This is a genomic window from Streptomyces sp. NPDC030245, from assembly GCF_055572995.1.
Window position 1 is genome coordinate 65,957 of the sequence record NZ_JBVICF010000003.1, and the last position, 20,168, is coordinate 86,124.

The following is a 20,168-nucleotide window of genomic DNA, read 5'->3' on the forward strand; positions in this document are numbered from 1 at the left end:
GACAGGAGCGACGACGTGCCTCCCACCGATGCGAGCACCGATGCCGGGACCGAATCCGCTGCCGGCGCCGACTGCACGGACACCCTCGACCTGCGCCTGCCCGAGGAGCTCGTCGCCCTGCTGGCCGAGGGCGACGGGGATGCCGCCGCGGTGGAGGACGATCTCCTGGACGGCGTCGGAGGCTGGGGGCCTGTCACCACCGCCGCCGGTGTCTTCCAACTCGTACCCGTACGTCTCGAACGCGACCTCCCGCTGATCAGCCGATGGATGAACGACCCCGCCGTGGCGGCCTTCTGGGAACTGGCGGGGCCCGAGACCGTCACCGAGGCCCACCTGCGCCGGCAGCTCGACGGAGACGGACGCAGCGTCCCCTGCCTTGGCGTGCTCGACGGCATGCCGATGAGTTACTGGGAGATCTACCGGGCGGACCTCGACCCGCTTGCCCGTCATTACCCCTCACGCCCGCATGACACAGGGATCCACCTCCTCATCGGCAGAGTCGCCAACCGAGGTCGTGGCCTGGGCACTTCGCTGCTCAGAGCCGTCGCTGACCTGGTGCTCGACCGACGCCCCGCATGCGCACGCGTCGTAGCTGAACCCGACCTGCGCAACACCCCTTCCGTATCCGCGTTCTTGAGCGCCGGCTTCCGCTACTTCGCCGAAGTGGAACTGCCCGACAAACGCGCGGCCCTCGTGGTCCGTGACCGGGCCCTGCGCGCCGTGCTCTGACCCGATCACTCTGAGAACTCCGCTCGCCTCGATCCGGTTCCCTCCCTGGAGGTTCCCGTGCCGAATCCGTCCCCCCGCCCGATTCCCAGCCTCTCCGCCGAGCTGTACGACCCGCCCGAGCTGACCCAGGAGAGATGGCGTGAGGCCGGGCGCCGCCTGCTGGCCAAGATGATCGGAGAGTTCGCGTACGAGGAGATCATCCGGCCCGTACCCGTACACACCGCCATGCCTGCGCACGCACCCGGGGCCCTCTCCGCAGACGCACCCGCACCCGCACCCGCGCCCGCGCCCGCAGCGGACGGGGAGATTCGGACCTACCGGCTCCACATCGAACCGGCCGAACCGGAGGAGCACGCCACGTCGGCCCGGCGGCCGGGCGCCTGCCTCACTTTCCGCGCGCGCCGTGGCGCGTACGGCAGTTGGCAGGTGGACCCGGCCGGCCTGACCCTCGCCGAGGGCGACGGGCCGGCCCGGTCCTTCAGCGACCCGCTGCGGTTCCTGGTCATGGCCCGCAGGACCCTGGGCCTGGACGGTGCCACACTCGGGCACCTCATCCGAGAGCTGACCGTCACACTGAGCGCCGACACCCGCATAGATCACACGGCGCTCAACGCCGCCCGACTCGCCGACCTCGGCTACGCGGAACTCGAGGGGCACCAGACCGGCCACCCCTGGCTCGTCCTCAACAAGGGACGCATCGGATTCTCCGCCTGCGACGCCGATCGATGGGCGCCCGAGGCCCGCCGCTCCACGACGCTCCCATGGATCGCCGTCCACACCGGCCTCGCTGTGTACAAGGGAGTCACGGGACTGGAGACCGCGCAGAGCCTGTACGCCCGCGAGCTCTCCACCGCTACCCGCACATCCTTCGCGGACGCACTCCGCGCACGCGGACTCGACCCGCAGGAGTACCTCTACCTCCCCGTGCACCCCTGGCAGTGGGACGAGGTCGTGCTGCCGCTCTTCGCCCAGTCCATCGCCGCGGATGCCATCGTTCCGCTCTGCAGCGACGGTGACCTGCGCCTTCCTCAGCAGTCCATCCGTACGTTCCTCAACGCGTCCCGCCCCGACCGGCACACCGTGAAGCTTCCGCTGTCGGTCCTCAACACGCTCGTGTGGCGAGGCCTCCCCACAGGCCGTACGGTCGCCGCGCCCGCCGTCACGGCCTGGATGCACGCACTGCGTGACGCGGACCCCTTCCTGCGCGACGAATGCGGCGTGATCCTTCTGGGTGAAGTCGCGTCGGTGGCCGTCGAGCACCCTCTGTACGACGAGTTGCCGGAAGTGCCCTACCAGTACAGGGAACTGCTCGGAGCCATCTGGCGCGAGCCGGTCAGCCGCTACCTGGCACCCGATGAACGCGCCCGCACTCTCGCCTCGCTCACGCACACCGACCCCGAAGGACGCGCGTTCGTCGCGGAGCTCGTGGAGCGCTCGGGGCTGACTCCCGAGGTGTGGCTGCGGCGGCTCTTCGCCGCTCTGCTGCCTCCCCTGCTGCACTTCCTGTACCGCTACGGCACCGTGTTCTCCCCTCACGGGGAGAACACCATCGTCGTCTTCGACGACAAGGACGTCCCCGTGCGGCTGGCGGTGAAGGACTTCGTCGACGACGTCAATGTGAGCGCGGTGCCGCTTCCCGAGCAGGACTCGATGCCGGACGACGTCCGCGACGTACTCCTCACCGAGCCCCCCGCATTCCTCACCCAGTTCATCCACTCGGGTCTCTTCGTCGGCGTCTTCCGGTATCTCGCGCCCCTCTGCGAGGAGCAACTCGGCGTCCCGGAGCACGACTTCTGGTCCTTGGTGCGTGCGGAGATCCTCCGGCACCAGGCACGCGCCCCGGAGCTGAAGGAACGGTACGAGATGTTCGACCTGCTCACACCCCGTATCGAGCGACTCTGCCTGAACCGGAACCGGCTCCACCTCGACGGATACCGGGACCGGCCCCAGCGCCCGCACGCCGCCGTGCACGGAACCGTGCCCAACCCTCTCCACCAGCCTTGATCGGCGGATTGTCAGTGGGGCACCGTAGGGTGGTCGCGCTATGACGAAGCCCTCCCTCCCCGAGCTCCTGCACGCCGCCGTCACCGCTGTCGGCGGCACGGAACGCCCTGGCCAGGTGTCCATGGCCGAGACGGTCGCCGAGGCGATCGACGACGGCTCACACCTGCTGGTCCAGGCCGGCACCGGCACGGGTAAATCCCTCGGCTATCTGGTGCCGGCCCTGGCCCACGGTGAGCGCGTGGTGATCGCGACGGCCACCCTCGCCCTGCAGCGCCAGCTCGTGGAGCGAGACCTGCCGCGCACGGTGGACGCGCTGCATCCACTGCTCCGCCGCCGCCCCCAGTTCGCGATGCTCAAGGGCCGCTCGAACTACCTGTGCCTGCACCGCCTTCATGAGGGCATGCCGCAGGACGAGGAGGAGGGGCTTTTCGATCAGTTCGAGGCGGCCGCCCCCACCAGCAAGCTGGGCCAGGATCTCCTGAGGATGCGGGACTGGGCGGACGAGACCGAGACCGGCGACCGCGACGATCTGACGCCCGGGGTGTCCGACCGCGCGTGGTCCCAGGTCTCCGTCTCGTCCCGGGAGTGCCTGGGCGCTTCGAAGTGCGCCTATGGGGCGGAGTGCTTCGCCGAGGCGGCCCGCGAGCGCGCCAAGCTCTCCGACGTCGTCGTCACGAACCACGCACTGCTCGCCATCGACGCCATCGAAGGCGCCCCCGTGCTGCCCCAGCACGAGGTGCTCATCGTGGACGAGGCACACGAGCTGGTCTCCCGCGTCACCGGCGTGGCCACGGGAGAGCTCACCCCCGGGCAGGTCAACCGCGCCGTGCGCCGAGCGGCGAAGCTCGTCAACGAAAAGGTGGCGGACCAGCTCCAGACCGCGTCGGAGGGGTTCGAGCGCCTGATGGAGCTGGCTCTGCCGGGTCGCCTGGAAGAGGTCCCGGAGGACCTCGGCTATGCGCTGATGGCCCTGCGGGACGCCGCCCGGGGGGTCATCACGGCGCTCGGTTCGACCCGTGACAAGTCGGTCCAGGACGAGGACGCGGTCCGTAAGCAGGCGCTCGCCTCCGTAGAGTCGATCCACGACGTGGCGGAGCGCATTACGAACGGCTCCGAGTACGACGTCGTCTGGTACGAGCGCCATGAACGCTTCGGTGCCTCGCTGCGTGTGGCCCCCATGTCCGTGTCGGGCCTCCTGAGGGAGAAGCTCTTCGCCGACCGCTCGGTGGTCCTCACCTCCGCCACGCTCAAGCTGGGCGGCGATTTCAACGGCGTGGGGGCCTCGCTCGGCCTCTCACCGGAGGGCACCGAATCCGAGGACGCCCCTGTCTGGAAGGGCCTCGACGTCGGCTCGCCCTTCGACTACGGCAAGCAGGGCATTCTGTACGTCGCCAAGCACCTTGCCCGGCCGGGACGTGAAGGCACCCGTAGCGACATGCTCGATGAGCTGGCCGAGCTGATCGAGGCGGCTGGTGGCCGCACCCTCGGCCTGTTCTCCTCCATGCGGGCCGCTCAGGGCGCGGCGGAGGAGCTGCGGGAGCGGCTGGACATGCCGATTCTCCTACAGGGTGAGGAGACCCTCGGTGAGTTGATCAAGGGCTTCGCGGCGGACTCGAAGACGTGTCTCTTCGGGACCCTCTCGCTCTGGCAGGGCGTCGACGTGCCGGGTCCCAGCTGCCAGTTGGTGATCATGGACAAGATTCCGTTCCCACGTCCCGACGATCCCCTGATGAGCGCTCGCCAGAAGGCCGTCGACGAGGCCGGCGGCAATGGCTTCATGGCGGTCGCGGCGACGCATGCGGCGCTGTTGATGGCGCAGGGAGCGGGACGTCTCGTACGGGCGTCGGGAGACCGCGGGGTGGTCGCCGTCCTGGACCCCCGGCTGGCCACCGCCCGCTACGGCAGCTACCTGCGGGCCTCACTGCCCGACTTCTGGTACACGACGGACCGTAATCAGGTACGTCGCTCCCTGGCCGCGATCGACGCCGCGGCGAAGGCCGACGGAGCGTAGGCGGAGACCCTGGGCGCTGCGGCCGCAGGTGAGCGCTGCGGCCACAGGGCGGCTGCGCTCTCCGAGGCTCGCCTCTCTGGGGGAGGCCGGCGCCGGACGCAGCAGGGCCCCGGAACCGGCGCAGTTGGTTCCGGGGCCCGGTCAGGGGCGGGGTCTCACACCCGCCGCAGCACCGCCACGACCTTGCCGAGGATCGTCGCCTCGTCGCCGGGGATCGGCTGGTACGCGGAGTTGTGCGGCAGCAGCCAGACGTGGCCGTCCTCGCGCTTGAAGCGCTTGACCGTCGCTTCGCCGTCGAGCATGGCGGCCACGATGTCGCCGTTCTCCGCGACGGGCTGGCGGCGCACCGTGACCCAGTCGCCGTCACAGATCGCCGCTTCGATCATCGAGTCACCGACGACCTTCAGGACGAAGAGCTCACCGTCACCCACGAGCTGGCGGGGGAGGGGGAAGACGTCCTCCACCGACTCCTCGGCGAGGATGGGGCCACCGGCCGCGATACGGCCGACGAGCGGTACGTACGACGCGGCGGGCTTGCCGGTGGTGTCGGTGGGCTGGCTGCTGGGCTGGTCCGAGCCCCGCACCTCGTACGCGCGAGGGCGGTGCGGATCGCGGCGAAGGAAGCCCTTGCGCTCCAGAGCCATCAGCTGATGGGCGACGGAGGAGGTGCTGGAGAGGCCGACGGCCTGCCCGATCTCCCGCATCGACGGCGGGTACCCGCGCCGCTGCACGGAGTCCCTGATGACCTCGATCACCCGGCGCTGCCTGTCGGTGAGCCCCGAGCTGTCGGCTCGGATGCCTGGAGGTCGGCCCGGCAGGGAGCGAGTGGGCTTGGGCCCCTCCTGGTTCGTGGCTGCGTCATTCATGGCATGCACCGGCTCGAGTCGGCTCTGGGAGCGGTCCTGGGCAGTGATGGTGGCGCTGTCTGCGGTGGTGGTCACGTCGGTCGGCCCCTCTCGAGATGTTCTCTCCCTAGCTAGCCAACGGTAGTTGCTTTCGAAAGGTTGCGCCAAACACACGTTCGAGTGAAAAAACGCAGATTACCCGCCGTGATCATGTGTTTGGGTGTATGGCTGGCGCTCGGGCCGAACGGCATTTCGGTTCATTACGGTACGCTTCACCGCCGGGACCGTGAGCCCCTCGGCGGGGCTCCCATACTGCCACTCGGCACCCCGTCAACCCGGCACCGGCCCCCGCCCCGAGCGGCGCGAGCGACGGCCCCGCGCGGTTGATGTCTTTCGAGGTGGTACGACACGCGCGGTGCCGAAAAAGCAGGCAAACCCCAGATCTAGTGGTTGGATTGCCGGAGCAGCCCAGAAGTTGTGGTCCCTGGTCTTTCAGGGTCTCGGGGATCGCCTATGCTTGGGGCTGCTTCGAGGGCCCCGAGGGCCCATTGAGGCTTATGAGTCGTGCCGTGAAGGAGGGTTGGAAGTTCTATGCACTGCCCCTTCTGCAGGCACCCCGACAGCCGCGTGGTCGACAGCCGCACCACCGACGACGGCACGTCGATCCGCAGGCGGCGTCAGTGCCCCGACTGCTCCCGTCGTTTCACGACCGTGGAGACGTGCTCACTGATGGTGGTCAAGCGCAGCGGCGTGACGGAGCCCTTCAGTCGCACCAAGGTGATCAACGGCGTCCGCAAGGCGTGCCAGGGACGTCCGGTGACCGAGGACGCCCTCGCCCTGCTCGGCCAGCGGGTCGAAGAGGCGGTGCGGGCCACCGGAAGCGCCGAGCTGACCACTCACGACGTGGGCCTTGCCATACTCGGCCCGTTGCAGGAGCTCGACCTCGTCGCCTACCTGCGCTTCGCGTCCGTGTACCGGGCCTTCGACTCGCTCGAGGACTTCGAGGCTGCCATCGGGGAGCTGAGGGAACAGCGGCTCCAGGCGGAGCCGTGCGACGCGGGCGGAGAGCGCGTCGTGAATGACTGCGGGCCCGGAGGGACTGTCGAAGTCCCCGTGCCCGCCACTGCCGCCGACTGACCGGCTTACCGACCGGCCGGCGGCGAACCAGACCTGTTGAGGGCGTCCTCTGCGATGTCCGCAACATCAGACACACATCCGTGCCACGGGAAGAACGTGGCACTTCAGGGCGTTTTAGCCTGATACAGGGAGGCGGCATGACCGAGACGACGAGCGGCCCGGCACGAGGTTCCCGCACCAAGGGATCCAAGGCCAGCAAGGGTCTGCGTATCGAGCGCATCCACACGACGCCCGGCGTGCATCCGTACGACGAGGTGGCCTGGGAGCGCCGTGACGTCGTCATGACCAATTGGCGCGACGGCTCGATCAACTTCGAGCAGCGTGGCGTCGAGTTCCCCGACTTCTGGTCGGTGAACGCGGTCAACATCGTCACCAGCAAGTACTTCCGCGGGGCTGTCGGTACCCCGCAGCGCGAGACCGGCCTCAAGCAGCTGATCGACCGCATCGTGAAGACCTACCGCAAGGCCGGTGAGGACTACAACTACTTCGCCTCGCCCGCCGACGCCGAGATCTTCGAGCACGAGCTGGCCTACGCCCTCCTGCACCAGATCTTCAGCTTCAACTCGCCGGTCTGGTTCAACGTCGGCACGCCCCAGCCGCAGCAGGTCTCCGCCTGCTTCATCCTGGCCGTCGACGACTCCATGGAGTCGATCCTCGACTGGTACAAGGAAGAGGGCATGATCTTCAAGGGCGGCTCCGGCGCCGGCCTGAACCTCTCCCGCATCCGGTCCTCCAAGGAACTGCTGTCCTCCGGAGGCAACGCCTCGGGTCCCGTCTCCTTCATGCGCGGTGCCGACGCCTCCGCCGGAACCATCAAGTCCGGTGGCGCCACGCGCCGCGCGGCCAAGATGGTCATCCTCGATGTCGACCACCCCGACATCGAGGGCTTCATCGAGACCAAGGTGAAGGAAGAGGAGAAGATCCGCGCCCTGCGCGACGCGGGCTTCGACATGGACCTGGGCGGCGACGACATCACGTCCGTCCAGTACCAGAACGCCAACAACTCGGTCCGTGTGAACGACGAGTTCATGAAGGCCGTGGAGTCGGGCTCCAAGTTCGGTCTGCGGGCCCGGATGACCGGTGACGTCATCGAGGAGGTCGACGCCAAGTCGCTCTTCCGTAAGATGGCCGAGGCCGCCTGGGCGTGCGCCGACCCCGGCATCCAGTACGACGACACGATCAACGCCTGGCACACCTGCCCGGAGTCCGGCCGGATCAACGGCTCGAACCCGTGCAGCGAGTACATGCACCTGGACAACACGTCCTGCAACCTCGCCTCGCTGAACCTGATGAAGTTCCTGAAGGACGACGGCAAGGGCAACCAGTCCTTCGACGTCGAGCGCTTCTCGAAGGTCGTCGAGCTGGTCATCACCGCGATGGACATCTCGATCTGCTTCGCGGACTTCCCGACCCAGAAGATCGGCGAGAACACCCGCGCCTTCCGTCAGCTGGGCATCGGCTACGCCAACCTCGGCGCCCTCCTGATGGCCACCGGTCACGCGTACGACTCCGACGGCGGCCGCGCCCTCGCCGGTGCCATCACGTCGCTGATGACGGGTACCTCGTACAAGCGCTCCGCCGAGCTCGCCGCGGTCGTCGGTCCCTACGACGGCTACGCCCGCAACGCGACGCCGCACAAGCGCGTCATGAAGCAGCACGCCGACGCCAACGCCTCGGCCGTCCGCATGGACGACCTGGACACGCCGATCTGGGCCGCCGCCACGGAGGCCTGGCAGGACGTGATCCGCCTCGGTGAGAAGAACGGTTTCCGTAACTCGCAGGCGTCCGTCATCGCCCCGACCGGCACCATCGGTCTCGCGATGTCCTGCGACACCACGGGCCTGGAGCCCGACCTCGCCCTGGTGAAGTTCAAGAAGCTCGTCGGCGGCGGCTCGATGCAGATCGTCAACGGCACCGTGCCGCAGGCCCTGCGTCGCCTGGGCTACCAGGAGGAGCAGATCGAGGCGATCGTCGCCCACATCGCCGAGCACGGCAATGTGATCGACGCCCCGGGTCTGAAGACCGAGCACTACGAGGTCTTCGACTGCGCCATGGGTGAGCGCTCCATCTCCGCGATGGGCCACGTCCGCATGATGGCCGCGATCCAGCCGTGGATCTCGGGCGCCCTCTCCAAGACGGTCAACCTCCCGGAGACCGCCACCGTCGAGGACGTCGAAGAGGTCTACTTCGAGGCGTGGAAGATGGGCGTCAAGGCGCTCGCCATCTACCGCGACAACTGCAAGGTCGGTCAGCCGCTCTCCGCCAAGAAGAAGGAGACGGAGAAGGCCGAGATCACCGAGAAGGCCGAGGACACGATCCGTGCCGCGGTCGAGAAGGTGGTCGAGTACCGCCCGGTCCGCAAGCGTCTCCCGAAGGGCCGTCCCGGCATCACCACCTCCTTCACGGTGGGCGGCGCCGAGGGCTACATGACCGCCAACTCCTACCCGGACGACGGTCTCGGCGAGGTCTTCCTGAAGATGTCCAAGCAGGGTTCGACCCTCGCGGGCATGATGGACGCCTTCTCCATCGCCGTCTCGGTCGGCCTGCAGTACGGCGTGCCCCTGGAGACGTACGTTTCCAAGTTCACGAACATGCGCTTCGAGCCGGCCGGTATGACGGACGACCCGGACGTGCGGATGGCGCAGTCGATCGTCGACTACATCTTCCGCCGCCTGGCGCTGGACTTCCTGCCCTTCGAGACGCGGTCCGCGCTCGGCATCCACTCCGCCGAGGAGCGTCAGCGGCACCTGGAGACCGGGTCGTACGAGCCGACGGAGGACGAGGTCGACGTCGAGGGTCTGGCTCAGTCCGCCCCGGTGCAGACCGAGTCCCTGAAGGTTGTCGCCACGCCGAAGGCGGAGGCCGAGGGCGTCAAGGCCGCGCCGCAGCAGGCACACACCAGCGCGGAGCTCGTCGAGATGCAGCTGGGCATCCAGGCCGACGCGCCGCTGTGCTTCTCCTGCGGTACGAAGATGCAGCGCGCCGGTTCCTGCTACATCTGCGAGGGCTGCGGCTCGACCAGCGGTTGCAGCTGACACCAGTGGGTCGTGCATCCGGGCTCGTACCGGACGTGATCTGACCGCCAGGGACGGTGGAGCCGATGTCTCGGCGCCACCGCCCTTTGGCGTGGCCCCCGAGGCGGCCGGGCGGTCAGGCGCCGACGGGTCAGTGCTCGCCGCCCATGAGTGAGGCGAACACCGTCGGATCAGCGTCGAAGCCTCGGATGACCTCGCGGAACGACCACGCCCCGGACTCGTCCCGGGTGAACTCGGCGATGGTCGCGGCCGTGCAGCCGGAGACACTGGAGAGGTCGCTCTGCGCCAGGTCCGTGTAGCCCTCGCGGATCCGGACCGCGGTGTTCCCGATGTCGCCGAAGACCTTCTGGTCCGCTTTCTGCTGTATGGCCACCCCCACGACGACCCGGGTGAACGTGGGGGCGAGCCGGTCCAGCTCCAGGGTCATGACCTCGTCGAAACCGAAGCCCTGACCCGTCCTGCTGTCCCGGTTCAGGGTGATGGTGCCGTCGGGGGAGCGGCTGTCGAAGTGCACGAGGTAGACGGGGTCGCCGTACGGAGCGTCCGCGGCGTACGTCGCGGCGATGATGTCGAGGTCGTTGGACGGGGTGCCCGCCGGGCTCGGATCCCACTTGAGTCCGACTTCGACCTTCTTGATTCCCTTACTGACACTGCTCATTGGACTTCCCCCTCCTCGTGACCTGGCCGCTACGGATTCACCAGGCATGTCCGACACACACGCTACGGCGTGCGACTGACAACGACGTAGCGTCGCTGGTCAGAGGGGGCGACAGGACCGAGGACGAACGCGGTTGGCCCGTGTTCCGGCGAAGGAGATCATGGACGCATGACATTCAACGGGGAAGAACTCGACATCAAGGCCTACTTGGCGAGACTCGGGCACACGGGTGGGACAAAGCCGGACCTCGACACTCTGCGCGTGCTCCACAGAGAGCACGTGGCGGCGATCCCCTTCGAAAACCTGGAGATGATGCTCGGCCGCCCGGTGCCGCTGGACCTGCCGGCACTGGAGGAGAAGCTGCTGCACAGCCGACGGGGTGGTTACTGCTACGAGCAGAACCTCCTCTTCGCCGCCGCTCTGGAACGCATCGGCTTCGACGTCACCGGGCTCGCGGCTCGGGTCAGGGTCGGGGCGTCATCCACGCGCGCGGTGACGCACATGGTCCTGAAGGTCGAGGTGGACGGCGAAGCGTGGCATTGCGACGTCGGATTCGGCGCCGACGGGCTGCTCGAACCGATCCCGCTGCGCGGCGGCGTGGAAATGCAGCAAGGAGAGTGGCGTTTCGGACTCCGACAGGAGGCCGAGGGCGTCCTGGCGCTGCGGACATGGCACTCTGACGGGTGGCTCGACCTCTACGCCTACACCCAGGAACGGCGGCTTCCCGTCGACTACGTAGTGATGAACCATTACACGTCGACTCACCCCAGGTCGTCGTTCATCAGGCGCCCGGTGGTACAGAAGGCGGCTCCAGAGGTGCGCCGCAAGCTGGTGGGTGATCAGCTGACGGTGGTGCACTCGGACGGTTCCGTGGACGAACGAAGCGTTCCTGTGGGCGAATTGATCGGTGTTCTCGACCGGGAGTTCGGTATTGAGCTGGGCGCTGATGATGCAGCCGAGCTGATCCGGGTGCACTACGCCGGAGCGTGACCCGGGCCGCACTCCGCGCCGTACGATGGCGCGGTGCTGGTCAAGTGGACTCGCTGCACCGTGGTGGACCGTCGGGGGTTCGAACGAGGGCAGCGAAAGTGGGCGGGGCTTTTGGGTGAGCCGGGGTTCCGGGGGCAGGGCGGGGGGTGGAGCCGGGGGCGTCCGGGCGTCGCTCACGTCTTCGCCTTCTGGGAGAGCCGAGCCTTCTACGACTCCTTCATGGCCCGCTCGCACGACCGCCTGGCGGCCGCGCAGTCGGGCACCTACAAGAACCTCCAGGCCAAGCTCTTCGACCACCGCTTCGACGTGAAGACCGGGTTCGAACCGCGTTTCACGGACGTGGACGTGGTGCGAGTGGCGCACTGCCGGGTACGGGAGGCGCGGGTGGAGCACTTCGCACTGATGCAGGAGAAGGTGTGGAACCCCGCGATGGCCGGCTCTCCGGGAATGGTGCGCGGGCTTTTCGGCGAGGCGCCGGGCCACGAGTTCCTGGTGCTGTCCATGTGGCTGTCGGCGGCCGAGCACGGCAAGTACCGCGCCGAGCGGGTGGAGCGTCTCTCGCTGCGGGCGCAGACGGATGCCGATGTCTCCGCGCTCGCGGGCGACATCGTGCATTTGGAGCCGTCGTGGACGGTCTGATCCCGCACCTGATTCCTCACATGGCCCTTCCCTGACTCTTCAGTTGGCCCTTTCCTGACTCCTCCCCGGCCTGCCTTGACCTGTCTCCGCGGGAACTCTTCCGGCTTCCGTGCCGTTTTCCCGGTAGCTCCTCTACTCCTGCGGGCATCGCCGGGCGAACGCGCCCGCCCGGGTGGCGGCGACGGCTGCCGCCGCGCACTGGTCGGCGAGCGCCGTGTCGACCGGTTCGCGCGTGATGAACACGCGGAGCAGCAGCGGGGCGGAGACGGCGCGGACGAGTGCCGCCGCGTCGGTGTCCGGAGGCGCGTCGCCGCGCGCGACGGCGCGGGCGACGACCGCCTCGCAGCGGCCGAACCGCTCGGCGTAGAAAGCATGCAGGGCATCGGCGGCGCGTGCCGACTGGAAGGAGGCCGCGACGAAGGCGGTGGGGGCTGCGGCAGCCGCGTCGTCGGAGAAGGAGTCGACCACTTCGCGGGCGAGCTCACGCAGGTCGCCCTCAAGGCTTCCGGTGTCCGGTGGGGTCCAAGAGTCCTCTCCCGCCATGTCCAGGGCGTCGGCGACCATGCCTTCGAGGCCGCCCCAGCGCCGGTACAGCGTGGTCTTGTGCACGCCTGAGTGATCGGCGATGTACTCGACGGTGAGCCCGGGGTAGCCGTGGTCGGTCAGACCGCTCAGCACGGCGTCCCGGACGGCGGCGCGGGTGCGGGCCGTGCGGCCGCCGGGGCGGCGGGTGCCGGGGGCAGGTGACGGAGGGGTTGCCTCCGCATCCCGGGGCGGCGTCGCTGCCGCTTTCGCGCCCGCTTCTGTCTTGGTGGCGAGGGCGGCCGCTTCGGCCTTCACGGGCCGTGGCGAGCTGCGCTGCTCGCTCGCACCGCGACGTGATCCGCCCGTTCCGCCCCCGCTCCGCCGTGCTGTTCCACCGGAGCCGCGACGCCCAGCGCTCGGTGCGTCACCGCTCTGACCAGCCGCGACAGGCTCGTCCGCCATGGATTCAGCCCTTCTCGTTCTTCTCGCGCGAAAACTAATCACAACTCGCGTTGCGTTAGAACGGTCAGTGTGCCACACTCGTCGTAATGCAACTCGCGTTGCGTTTGACTGAGATGGATGCGGAATCGGGGGTGCTCTTGCCTACTCAGATCTCTCTGCACGGCGTGACCAAGACTCGTGGGGATCGGCTGCTGCTGGACGGGGTGTCGCTCGCGGTCCGGCCGGGCGAGCGCATAGGCGTCGTGGGGGAGAACGGCGCGGGAAAATCCACCCTGCTGCACCTGATGTCCGGGGACGAACGGCCTGACGACGGCGAGGTCGTGACCGTCGCCGAGCGAGGCGCCGGGCTTCTCGCTCAGACTCCCCAACTCCCGGCCGACCGTTGTGTCGGTGACGCGATCGACGCGGCGCTGGACGAACTGCGGTCGATGGAACGCCGGTTGCGCGGCCTGGAAGCGGGCCTCGGTTCCGCGACGGAGAAAGGGCTGAGGGAGTACGGCGACCTGCTCACGGCCTTCGAACTGCGCGGCGGCTACGAGGCGGACGCCCGCGTGGACAAGGCGATGCACGGACTGGGGCTCGCTCACATCGGCCGGGACAGGGTTTTGGGCAGTCTGTCCGGCGGTGAGCAGGCTCGGCTGGGCCTCGCCTGCCTCCTCGCGGCAGCACCCGAGGTCATGCTCTTGGACGAACCGACCAACCATCTGGACGAGGGAGCCCTGGACTGGCTGGAGAGCGCCCTGTCCGCGCATCGCGGAACCGTGGTCGCGGTCTCGCACGACCGCACCTTCTTGGAGCGCGTGGCCACCGCGATCCTCGAAGTGGACGCCGACCGCCGGACGGTGGTGCGCCACGGCGGCGGCTATCAGGGTCTCGTGGCGGAACGGGCAGCCGCCCGGCTGCGCTGGGAGCAGCAGTACGCGCAGTGGTGCGAGGAGACGCGCGGACTTCAGGAGTTCATGGCGACCACAGCCCACGCGGTAGCCGGTGGCCGAGGCATGAAGGACAACAACAAAATGGCGTACGACCGCGCCGGGGGACGGGTCCAGGCCTCGGTCGCCGGACGCGTGCGGAACGCGCAAGAACGACTCCGCAGACTGCGGGAGAACCCGGTCCCCAGGCCTCCGGAACCCCTGCGCTTCACGGCACGCCCCGTGACAGGAGCGGCCGAAGGGTCCCTGGTGACCCTGCGGGACGTGCGGGTGGGGGAGCGGCTGGCCGTGCAGTCGCTCACTGTCTCGGCCGGCGATCGACTGCTGATCCACGGAGGCAACGGCGCGGGGAAGTCCACTCTGCTGCGCACCATGGCGGGGGTGCTCGAACCGGATGAAGGTTCCGTCGTCCGCAGAGGCCGGATCGGCTATCTCGCCCAGGAGATACCGGTACGACGTCCCGCCGAGCCCGTCCTCGAAGTGTTCGGCAAAGGCCTGGGACTGACCGAGGAGGAGCAGCGGGACCTGATCCTCTCGTACGGTCTCTTCCGACCCCGTGACCTGCACGTACCAGTCGGTTCCCTGTCGGCCGGACAGCGCCGGAGACTGGCCCTCGCACGGCTGCTCGCCAGGCCCGCCGACCTGCTGCTGCTCGACGAGCCCGCCAACCACCTGGCGCTCGGCCTGGTCGAGGAGCTGGAGGCGGCGCTCGACCAGTGGACGGGAGCGCTGGTCGTCGTCTCCCACGACCGGCTCCTCCGCCGGCGCTTCAGGGGCCGAATACGCCGGATGGAGGCCGGACGGCTACCCGACTGAGCAGCCCGCCGACGACCCGATCTAGGGTTTCCCTATGGCACGCCCGCGGCGCATCATCCTGGTCCGGCACGGCGAGTCGGCCGGGAACGCCGACGACACCGTGTACGAGCGCGAGCCCGACCACGCGCTGGCGCTCACCGAGTCGGGGTGGTCCCAGGCGGCGGACACGGGTAAACACCTGCGGGAACTGCTCGGTCGTGAGCGGGTCAGCGTGTACGTCTCGCCGTACCGCCGCACCCACGAGACCTTGCAGGCGTTCCGGCTCGACCCCGAGCTGGTGCGCGTGCGGGAGGAGCCGAGGCTGCGGGAACAGGACTGGGGCAACTGGCAGGACCGGGACGACGTAAAGCTGCAGAAGGCGTACCGCGACGCGTACGGGCACTTCTTCTACCGCTTCGCGCAAGGAGAGTCGGGAGCCGATGTCTACGACAGGGTGGGAGCTTTCCTGGAAAGCCTCTACCGAAGCTTCGAGGCGCCGGACCACCCGCCCAACGTCCTGCTCGTCACGCACGGTTTGACCATGCGACTGTTCTGCATGCGCTGGTTCCACTGGACGGTGGCGGAGTTCGAGTCACTGTCCAACCCGGGCAACGGAGAGATGAGGATGTTGGTGCTCGGTGACGACGGCAAATACACGCTGGACCGACCGTTCGAGCGCTGGCGCGAGCCGGAGCCGTACGGGGTCACCGGATAGAGTGGGCAGGGCGATGACCGCTGACTCCTCTCCCGACCGGCGCCTTGAGCGCGCCATGGCCAGCCTGCGCGGACTGGCGGTGGGGGACGCGCTGGGCTCACAGTTCTTCGTGCCCGCGCACTACCCGCTGCTGAAGCGCCGAGAGCTGCCCGACGCCCCGTGGCAATGGACCGACGACACGGAGATGGCCTGCTCCGTGCTGGCCGTCCTCAGCAGGCACCGTCGGATCGACCAGGACGCGCTCGCCCAGTCGTTCGCCGAGCACCACGACTTCGACCGTGGATACGGCCCTGCCGTGAACCGGCTGCTCAGGCAGGTCCGGGAAGGCGGGGACTGGCGGGAGCTGGCCTCCGCGCTCTTCAAGGGGCAGGGATCCTGGGGGAACGGCGCGGCGATGCGGATCGCTCCGCTCGGCGCCTGGTACGCCGACGACCCGGAGCAGGCGACGCACCAGGCGGAGATCTCGGCGTACCCCACGCATCAGCACCGTGAGGCGGTCGTCGGGGCGATGGCGGTGGCGGCGGCCGCGGCGCTGACGGCCGCTCCCACCGGGCCGCCGACGCCGAAGGAGCTCCTCGACGGGGTCATCGACCTGGTGCCCCGCAGCGCCGTGGGGGCGGGGTTGCGCCGGGCGCGGGACATGCTCGACTACGGCGATGCCGGGACCGTCGCGGCGGTGCTCGGTTGCGGTCGGCGTACGACGGCGCATGACACGGTGCCGTTCGCGTTGTGGTCGGCCGCTCGTGGGCTCGGGGCGTACGAGCGGGCCATATGGGACACGGCTCAGGTGGGCGGGGACATGGACACGACCTGCGCCATCGTGGGTGGCGTGGTCGCGTGCGGTGAGGGCGGAGCGCCGCCCGCGGAGTGGCTGTCACGCACCGAGGCGCTGCCCGCCTGGGTCACCGGCGAGGTGGACTGACCTCCGGTCGGGCACGTTGGGCCGCCGGGCAGGCGTGGCGGGGCCCGCCCTACCCCGGTAAGGCTGGGTGGGCGTAGGAGTAGGCGTGGGCGTAAGCCGCAGGACCCCGCCATCGCCTCACCGTCAGAGTCGAGCCACGGGGCCCGGTCGGCCCGCCTTAGCCGGCCCCGGCTGGTCCTGGTCAGGCCAGCCCGCCTCAGCCCATTCTGCCTGGCCTGGCCTGGCCTGGCATGGCCTGGCATGGCGTGGCGTGGCCCGGCCGCCCAGTCCGCCCCGGTTCGGCTCGCCCCAGTCACCCCGGTCCGCCCCGTCCTAGCCGACCAGCCCAGCCCGCCCACCCCGGCCCGCTCCGACGGGCGTGCACCGCCCGGATACCGCCTGAGCGGTCTGTGGTTATTCTGAGGCGGCGCGCTAGTTGATCTTGGTTGCATGCGTGGAGTGGATGCCGGTGCCGGTGCCGGTGCCGACGGAACTCTGCGGCCAAACGTGGGCGTGGGTGGGCCGTGTGCTGTGCGTGTGCACCGGCTGGGAGGAGGGCACCCGTGTCCGATGCATGCGACAGGGCGCGGGCGCCGGCGGCACATGGTTTGTGCGCCGACGCCCGCGGCTCCGTCCTGTCAGCCGCCCGCAGGACCCGTGGCCCCGTCCCGTCAGCCGCCCGCGGGACCCGTGGCCTCGTCCCCTCAGCCGCCCGCGGGGCCCGCGGCGCTCGCTGTGCCGGCGAGGGCGTCGAGGTCGCTCTTGCGTACGCGGATCACCAGTGCGGCGGTGATCAGGGCGAGGACGGCCATGGCGGCGGCCGGTATGAAGGCGGTCGAGATGCCCTCCGACAGGACCTCGTGGCCCCAGGGTGCGGGGAGCTCATGAGTCTTGGCGAACTCGGCCTTCTGCTCGGGGGTGGCGTGCGCCATGAAGTCCGCCATCTGCTCCTTGGCCTCGTCCCGGCTGGCCGTGCCGAAGACCGTGGTGAGGATGGAGAGGCCGAGCGAGCCGCCCACCTGCTGGGTGGCGTTGAGGAGGCCGGATGCCGCGCCTGCTTCGTGGAGGGCCACTCCGGAGACGGCGGTCAGGGTCAGCGTGACGAAGTTCAGGCCCATGCCGAAGCCGAAGAGGAGCATCGGGCCGAGCACGCCGCCGACGTACGAGCTGTCGGGGCCGATCAGTGTCTGCCAGCCGAGTCCCAGTGCGACGATGATCGAACCCGTCACCATGAACGGCTTGGGGCCGAGCACCGGCAGGAACTTCTGCGACAGGCCCGCCCCGATCGCGATGACGACGGTGACCGGCAGGAAGGCCAGGCCGGCCTCGATCGGCGTGTAGTTCAGGATGTTCTGCACGAAGAGGACGATGAAGAAGAACATGCCGAACATCGCGGCGGCGAGGCTGAGCATGATCACGTAGGTGCCGGAGCGGTTGCGGTCGGCGAACATCCGGAGGGGTGTGATCGGCTCCTTCGCGCGCTTCTCGACGAAGACGAAGGCCAGGAGCAGAACCACCGCCGCGGCGAACGAGCCCAGGGTGAGGCTGTCGCGCCAGCCCTCCTCGGACGCGCGGATGAATCCGTAGACCAAGGAGGCCATGCCGAGTGTCGACGTCGCCGCGCCGAGGACGTCGAAGCGGCCCGGGTGCCGCTCGGACTCGTTGATGTAGAGCGGGGTGAGGATGGCTATCAGGACGCCGATGGGCACGTTCACGAACAGCACCCAGCGCCAGTCGAGCCACTCGGTGAGCATGCCGCCCGCCAGCAGACCGATGGCGCCGCCACCCGCGGAGACGGCGGCGAAGACACCGAAAGCGCGGTTCCGCTCGGGGCCTTCGGGGAAAGTCGTCGTGATGAGTGCCAGCGAGGTGGGCGACGCGATGGCGCCGCCGACGCCCTGGAGGGCCCGCGCGGCCAGCAACTGCCAGGGTTCCTGGGCGAAGCCGCCGAGGAGCGAGGCGGCCGTGAAGAGGAGGATGCCGGCCATGAAGACGCGGCGGCGTCCCAGGATGTCACCGGCGCGGCCGCCGAGCAGCAGCAGCCCGCCGAAGGTGAGGGTGTACGCGCTGACCACCCAAGTGAGGTCGGTCGTCGAGAAGTTGAGCGCTCCCTGGATATGCGGAAGCGCGATGTTCACAATCGTGGCATCCAGGACCACCATGAGTTGGCAGGCCGCGATGACGGTGAGAGCCAGGCCGGGGTGTCCCTCTCGGCGTGCGGCCCCCGGATTTTGATTCTTCGTCAGCTGAGAGGTGGTCGTCATGATCCCCCACAAGTTCCTTAGTGAACGGCCCCGTTCACTGTTCTTACGACGGTAGTGACTCCCCTTGAGTGAACGCAAGCGTTCACTCACCCTTCTCGTGCACTCACCCTTCCTTGCGCGCTCAATGGAGAGAAAATGATGGCTACTTCCCGCTGGGCGGCCGTGCCCGCTCGAACGGTCTCCCCGCGCCGCCGGGGTGCTGTCCTGGAACGGGCGATTCTGGATGCCGCCCTCGAGCAGCTCGGCACGGTCGGCTGGAGCGGGCTGACGATGGAAGGAGTGGCCGCGGGCGCGCAGACCGGCAAGGCCGCCGTCTACCGCCGCTGGCCGTCCAAGGAGGATCTGGTCGTGCACGCGCTGCGGGCGGGGCTGCCGCGGCTCGACAGCGTCCCGGACCTCGGCAGCGTCCGGGAGGATCTGCTGGAGCTGTGCAGGCGGGTGCGGGTGACGATGTTCTCGCGCCCCGGGCACGCCCTGCGGGCCGTGCTTCACGAGTGCGACACGGCAACGGCCGAGCGCTTCCATGACGTGATCTTCGAAGGCGTCGTCGAGCCGAGCGTGAAATTGATCAAGGAGGTCATCCGGCGGGGAATCGAGCGCGGAGAGGTACGTTCCGGGGGGCTCGACGCGTACGTCTGTGATGTCATTCCGGCCATGTTCATGTACCGCTCGAAGGTGTGCGGAAGTGAATGGCGGGACGATGAGTTCGAGGCCTTGATCGACCGGGTGATGGTCCCGCTGCTGCGTCCCTGACCGGTGCGGGGACGTTTGGGCGGCCTGGGTGTCGCGGGCGGTCCCCGGCGGCGTAGGCTATTGGCGCCATGCCGTACGAAGCACCCACCCACACCGTCGAGCGCTCCTTGCGCGCCACCACCGGAGCGAAGATCGTCGCCGGTGTCGACGAGGTCGGGCGCGGCGCGTGGGCGGGACCGGTCACCGTCTGTGCGGCGGTCACGGGACTGCGCCGGCCGCCCGCAGGGCTCACCGACTCCAAGCTGATCACTCCCAAGCGGCGCACCGCGCTCGCCGCGGAGCTGGAGAGCTGGGTCACGGCGCACGCCCTCGGTCACGCCTCGCACGAGGAGATCGACGAACTGGGGATGACGGCCGCGCTGCGGCTCGCCGCGGTGCGCGCTCTGGAGGGGCTGCCGCTCCGCCCGGACGCGGTCATCCTCGACGGGAAGCACGACTATCTCGGGACTCCCTGGCAGGTTCGTACGGTGATCAAAGGTGACCAGTCCTGTGTGGCTGTCGCCGCGGCTTCGGTGATCGCCAAGGTTCAGCGCGACAAAATGATGGCCGAACTGGGCATCGAACATGCAGACTTCGGTTTTGCGGCCAACGCCGGCTATCCGTCGCCGGTGCACAAGGCCGCGCTGGCGGAGCGGGGGCCCACCCCGTACCACCGGCTTTCGTGGGCGTATCTTGATGCGTTGCCCCAGTGGCGGCACCTCAAGAAGGCCCGCAGCTGGGCGGACGGAAAAGTTCCGGAAATCGAGGGTCAGCTCGGCTTTGAGTTCTGACGC

General features: G+C 68.9%; 16 protein-coding genes. 12 read left to right on the forward strand and 4 right to left on the reverse strand.

The window, feature by feature from the left end:
• The first annotated feature begins 15 nt into the window (after nt 1–15).
• The 3 genes from ACZ4Z4_RS08955 to ACZ4Z4_RS08965 are packed head-to-tail and all read left to right on the forward strand — an operon-like array spanning nt 16 to nt 4,744.
• The gene (locus tag ACZ4Z4_RS08955; RefSeq protein ID WP_468324339.1) at nt 16–729 is read left to right on the forward strand and encodes a GNAT family N-acetyltransferase; all 714 of its coding nucleotides are present in this window, start codon (nt 16–18) and stop codon (nt 727–729) included.
• A gap of 57 nt (nt 730–786) precedes the next feature.
• Nucleotides 787–2,733, forward strand: a complete 1,947-nt coding sequence (locus ACZ4Z4_RS08960) for an IucA/IucC family protein (RefSeq protein WP_468324342.1) — start codon at nt 787–789, stop codon at nt 2,731–2,733.
• Between the two features lie 40 nt (nt 2,734–2,773).
• Nucleotides 2,774–4,744, forward strand: coding sequence for an ATP-dependent DNA helicase (locus ACZ4Z4_RS08965; RefSeq protein ID WP_468324345.1), 1,971 nt, complete (start codon nt 2,774–2,776; stop codon nt 4,742–4,744).
• Nucleotides 4,745–4,899: 155 nt separating this feature from the next.
• Here the strand turns inward: ACZ4Z4_RS08965 and lexA are convergent, their stop codons facing one another.
• Nucleotides 4,900–5,685 carry a transcriptional repressor LexA gene (gene lexA, locus ACZ4Z4_RS08970; protein ID WP_030778599.1) on the reverse strand — a complete coding sequence of 262 codons (786 nt, stop codon included), beginning with the start codon at nt 5,683–5,685 and terminating at the stop codon, nt 4,900–4,902.
• 495 nt (nt 5,686–6,180) lie between these two features.
• On the opposite strand from lexA, the gene nrdR reads away from it, so the two are divergent.
• Both nrdR and ACZ4Z4_RS08980 read left to right on the forward strand, forming a co-directional pair.
• Nucleotides 6,181–6,726 carry a transcriptional regulator NrdR gene (gene nrdR / locus ACZ4Z4_RS08975; protein WP_362992630.1) on the forward strand — a complete coding sequence of 182 codons (546 nt, stop codon included), beginning with the start codon at nt 6,181–6,183 and terminating at the stop codon, nt 6,724–6,726.
• A 137-nt stretch (nt 6,727–6,863) separates the two neighbouring features.
• Nucleotides 6,864–9,761, forward strand: a complete 2,898-nt coding sequence (locus tag ACZ4Z4_RS08980; protein WP_468324347.1) for a vitamin B12-dependent ribonucleotide reductase — start codon at nt 6,864–6,866, stop codon at nt 9,759–9,761.
• Between the two features lie 130 nt (nt 9,762–9,891).
• Here ACZ4Z4_RS08980 and ACZ4Z4_RS08985 read toward each other — a convergent pair whose 3' ends face one another.
• Nucleotides 9,892–10,467, reverse strand: coding sequence for a TerD family protein (locus tag ACZ4Z4_RS08985; protein ID WP_468324349.1), 576 nt, complete (start codon nt 10,465–10,467; stop codon nt 9,892–9,894).
• Between the two features lie 120 nt (nt 10,468–10,587).
• Here ACZ4Z4_RS08985 and ACZ4Z4_RS08990 point away from each other — a divergent pair, with 120 nt between their 5' ends.
• Both ACZ4Z4_RS08990 and ACZ4Z4_RS08995 read left to right on the forward strand, forming a co-directional pair.
• On the forward strand, nt 10,588–11,409 hold the full coding sequence (locus ACZ4Z4_RS08990) for an arylamine N-acetyltransferase family protein (RefSeq protein ID WP_468324351.1): 822 nt from the start codon (nt 10,588–10,590) through the stop codon (nt 11,407–11,409).
• Between the two features lie 33 nt (nt 11,410–11,442).
• Entirely contained in the window at nt 11,443–12,048 is a 606-nt protein-coding gene (locus tag ACZ4Z4_RS08995) for a YdbC family protein (RefSeq protein ID WP_468324354.1), read from the forward strand.
• 132 nt (nt 12,049–12,180) lie between these two features.
• On the opposite strand, the gene ACZ4Z4_RS09000 is transcribed toward ACZ4Z4_RS08995, so the two are convergent.
• The gene (locus tag ACZ4Z4_RS09000) at nt 12,181–12,888 is read right to left on the reverse strand and encodes a TetR/AcrR family transcriptional regulator (RefSeq protein WP_468324357.1); all 708 of its coding nucleotides are present in this window, start codon (nt 12,886–12,888) and stop codon (nt 12,181–12,183) included.
• 284 nt (nt 12,889–13,172) lie between these two features.
• On the opposite strand from ACZ4Z4_RS09000, the gene ACZ4Z4_RS09005 reads away from it, so the two are divergent.
• From ACZ4Z4_RS09005 to ACZ4Z4_RS09015, 3 genes are read left to right on the forward strand one after another with little or no spacing between them, the layout of a single operon-like run.
• Complete coding sequence (locus ACZ4Z4_RS09005; protein ID WP_468324359.1) at nt 13,173–14,783, forward strand: ABC-F family ATP-binding cassette domain-containing protein; 1,611 nt, start codon at nt 13,173–13,175, stop codon at nt 14,781–14,783.
• Nucleotides 14,784–14,817: 34 nt separating this feature from the next.
• Nucleotides 14,818–15,477 carry a histidine phosphatase family protein gene (locus ACZ4Z4_RS09010; protein ID WP_468324362.1) on the forward strand — a complete coding sequence of 220 codons (660 nt, stop codon included), beginning with the start codon at nt 14,818–14,820 and terminating at the stop codon, nt 15,475–15,477.
• Nucleotides 15,478–15,490: 13 nt separating this feature from the next.
• Nucleotides 15,491–16,399 (forward strand): ADP-ribosylglycohydrolase family protein, encoded by a 909-nt coding sequence (locus ACZ4Z4_RS09015; protein WP_468324365.1) that lies wholly within the window; start codon nt 15,491–15,493, stop codon nt 16,397–16,399.
• A 683-nt stretch (nt 16,400–17,082) separates the two neighbouring features.
• Here the strand turns inward: ACZ4Z4_RS09015 and ACZ4Z4_RS09020 are convergent.
• On the reverse strand, nt 17,083–18,642 hold the full coding sequence (locus tag ACZ4Z4_RS09020) for an MFS transporter (RefSeq protein ID WP_468324367.1): 1,560 nt from the start codon (nt 18,640–18,642) through the stop codon (nt 17,083–17,085).
• A gap of 138 nt (nt 18,643–18,780) precedes the next feature.
• On the opposite strand from ACZ4Z4_RS09020, the gene ACZ4Z4_RS09025 reads away from it, so the two are divergent.
• Nucleotides 18,781–19,395: a TetR/AcrR family transcriptional regulator gene (locus ACZ4Z4_RS09025; RefSeq protein WP_468325725.1), complete on the forward strand. Its 615-nt coding sequence runs from the start codon at nt 18,781–18,783 to the stop codon at nt 19,393–19,395.
• A 68-nt stretch (nt 19,396–19,463) separates the two neighbouring features.
• Complete coding sequence (locus tag ACZ4Z4_RS09030) at nt 19,464–20,165, forward strand: ribonuclease HII (RefSeq protein WP_362992651.1); 702 nt, start codon at nt 19,464–19,466, stop codon at nt 20,163–20,165.
• Nucleotides 20,166–20,168 lie beyond the last annotated feature (3 nt).

Excerpts from the sequence above, each read along its gene's own strand:
- ACZ4Z4_RS08965 (WP_468324345.1), top strand. The coding sequence starts at position 2,774 with ATGACGAAGCCCTCCCTCCCCGAGCTCCTGCACGCCGCCGTCACCGCT.
- ACZ4Z4_RS09010 (WP_468324362.1), top strand. The coding sequence starts at position 14,818 with ATGGCACGCCCGCGGCGCATCATCCTGGTCCGGCACGGCGAGTCGGCC.
- ACZ4Z4_RS09020 (WP_468324367.1), bottom strand. The coding sequence starts at position 18,642 with ATGACGACCACCTCTCAGCTGACGAAGAATCAAAATCCGGGGGCCGCA.
- ACZ4Z4_RS08990 (WP_468324351.1), top strand. The coding sequence starts at position 10,588 with ATGACATTCAACGGGGAAGAACTCGACATCAAGGCCTACTTGGCGAGA.
- nrdR (WP_362992630.1), top strand. The coding sequence starts at position 6,181 with ATGCACTGCCCCTTCTGCAGGCACCCCGACAGCCGCGTGGTCGACAGC.
- ACZ4Z4_RS08980 (WP_468324347.1), top strand. The coding sequence starts at position 6,864 with ATGACCGAGACGACGAGCGGCCCGGCACGAGGTTCCCGCACCAAGGGA.
- ACZ4Z4_RS08985 (WP_468324349.1), bottom strand. The coding sequence starts at position 10,467 with ATGCCTGGTGAATCCGTAGCGGCCAGGTCACGAGGAGGGGGAAGTCCA.
- ACZ4Z4_RS09030 (WP_362992651.1), top strand. The coding sequence starts at position 19,464 with ATGCCGTACGAAGCACCCACCCACACCGTCGAGCGCTCCTTGCGCGCC.
- ACZ4Z4_RS09015 (WP_468324365.1), top strand. The coding sequence starts at position 15,491 with ATGACCGCTGACTCCTCTCCCGACCGGCGCCTTGAGCGCGCCATGGCC.
- ACZ4Z4_RS09025 (WP_468325725.1), top strand. The coding sequence starts at position 18,781 with ATGGCTACTTCCCGCTGGGCGGCCGTGCCCGCTCGAACGGTCTCCCCG.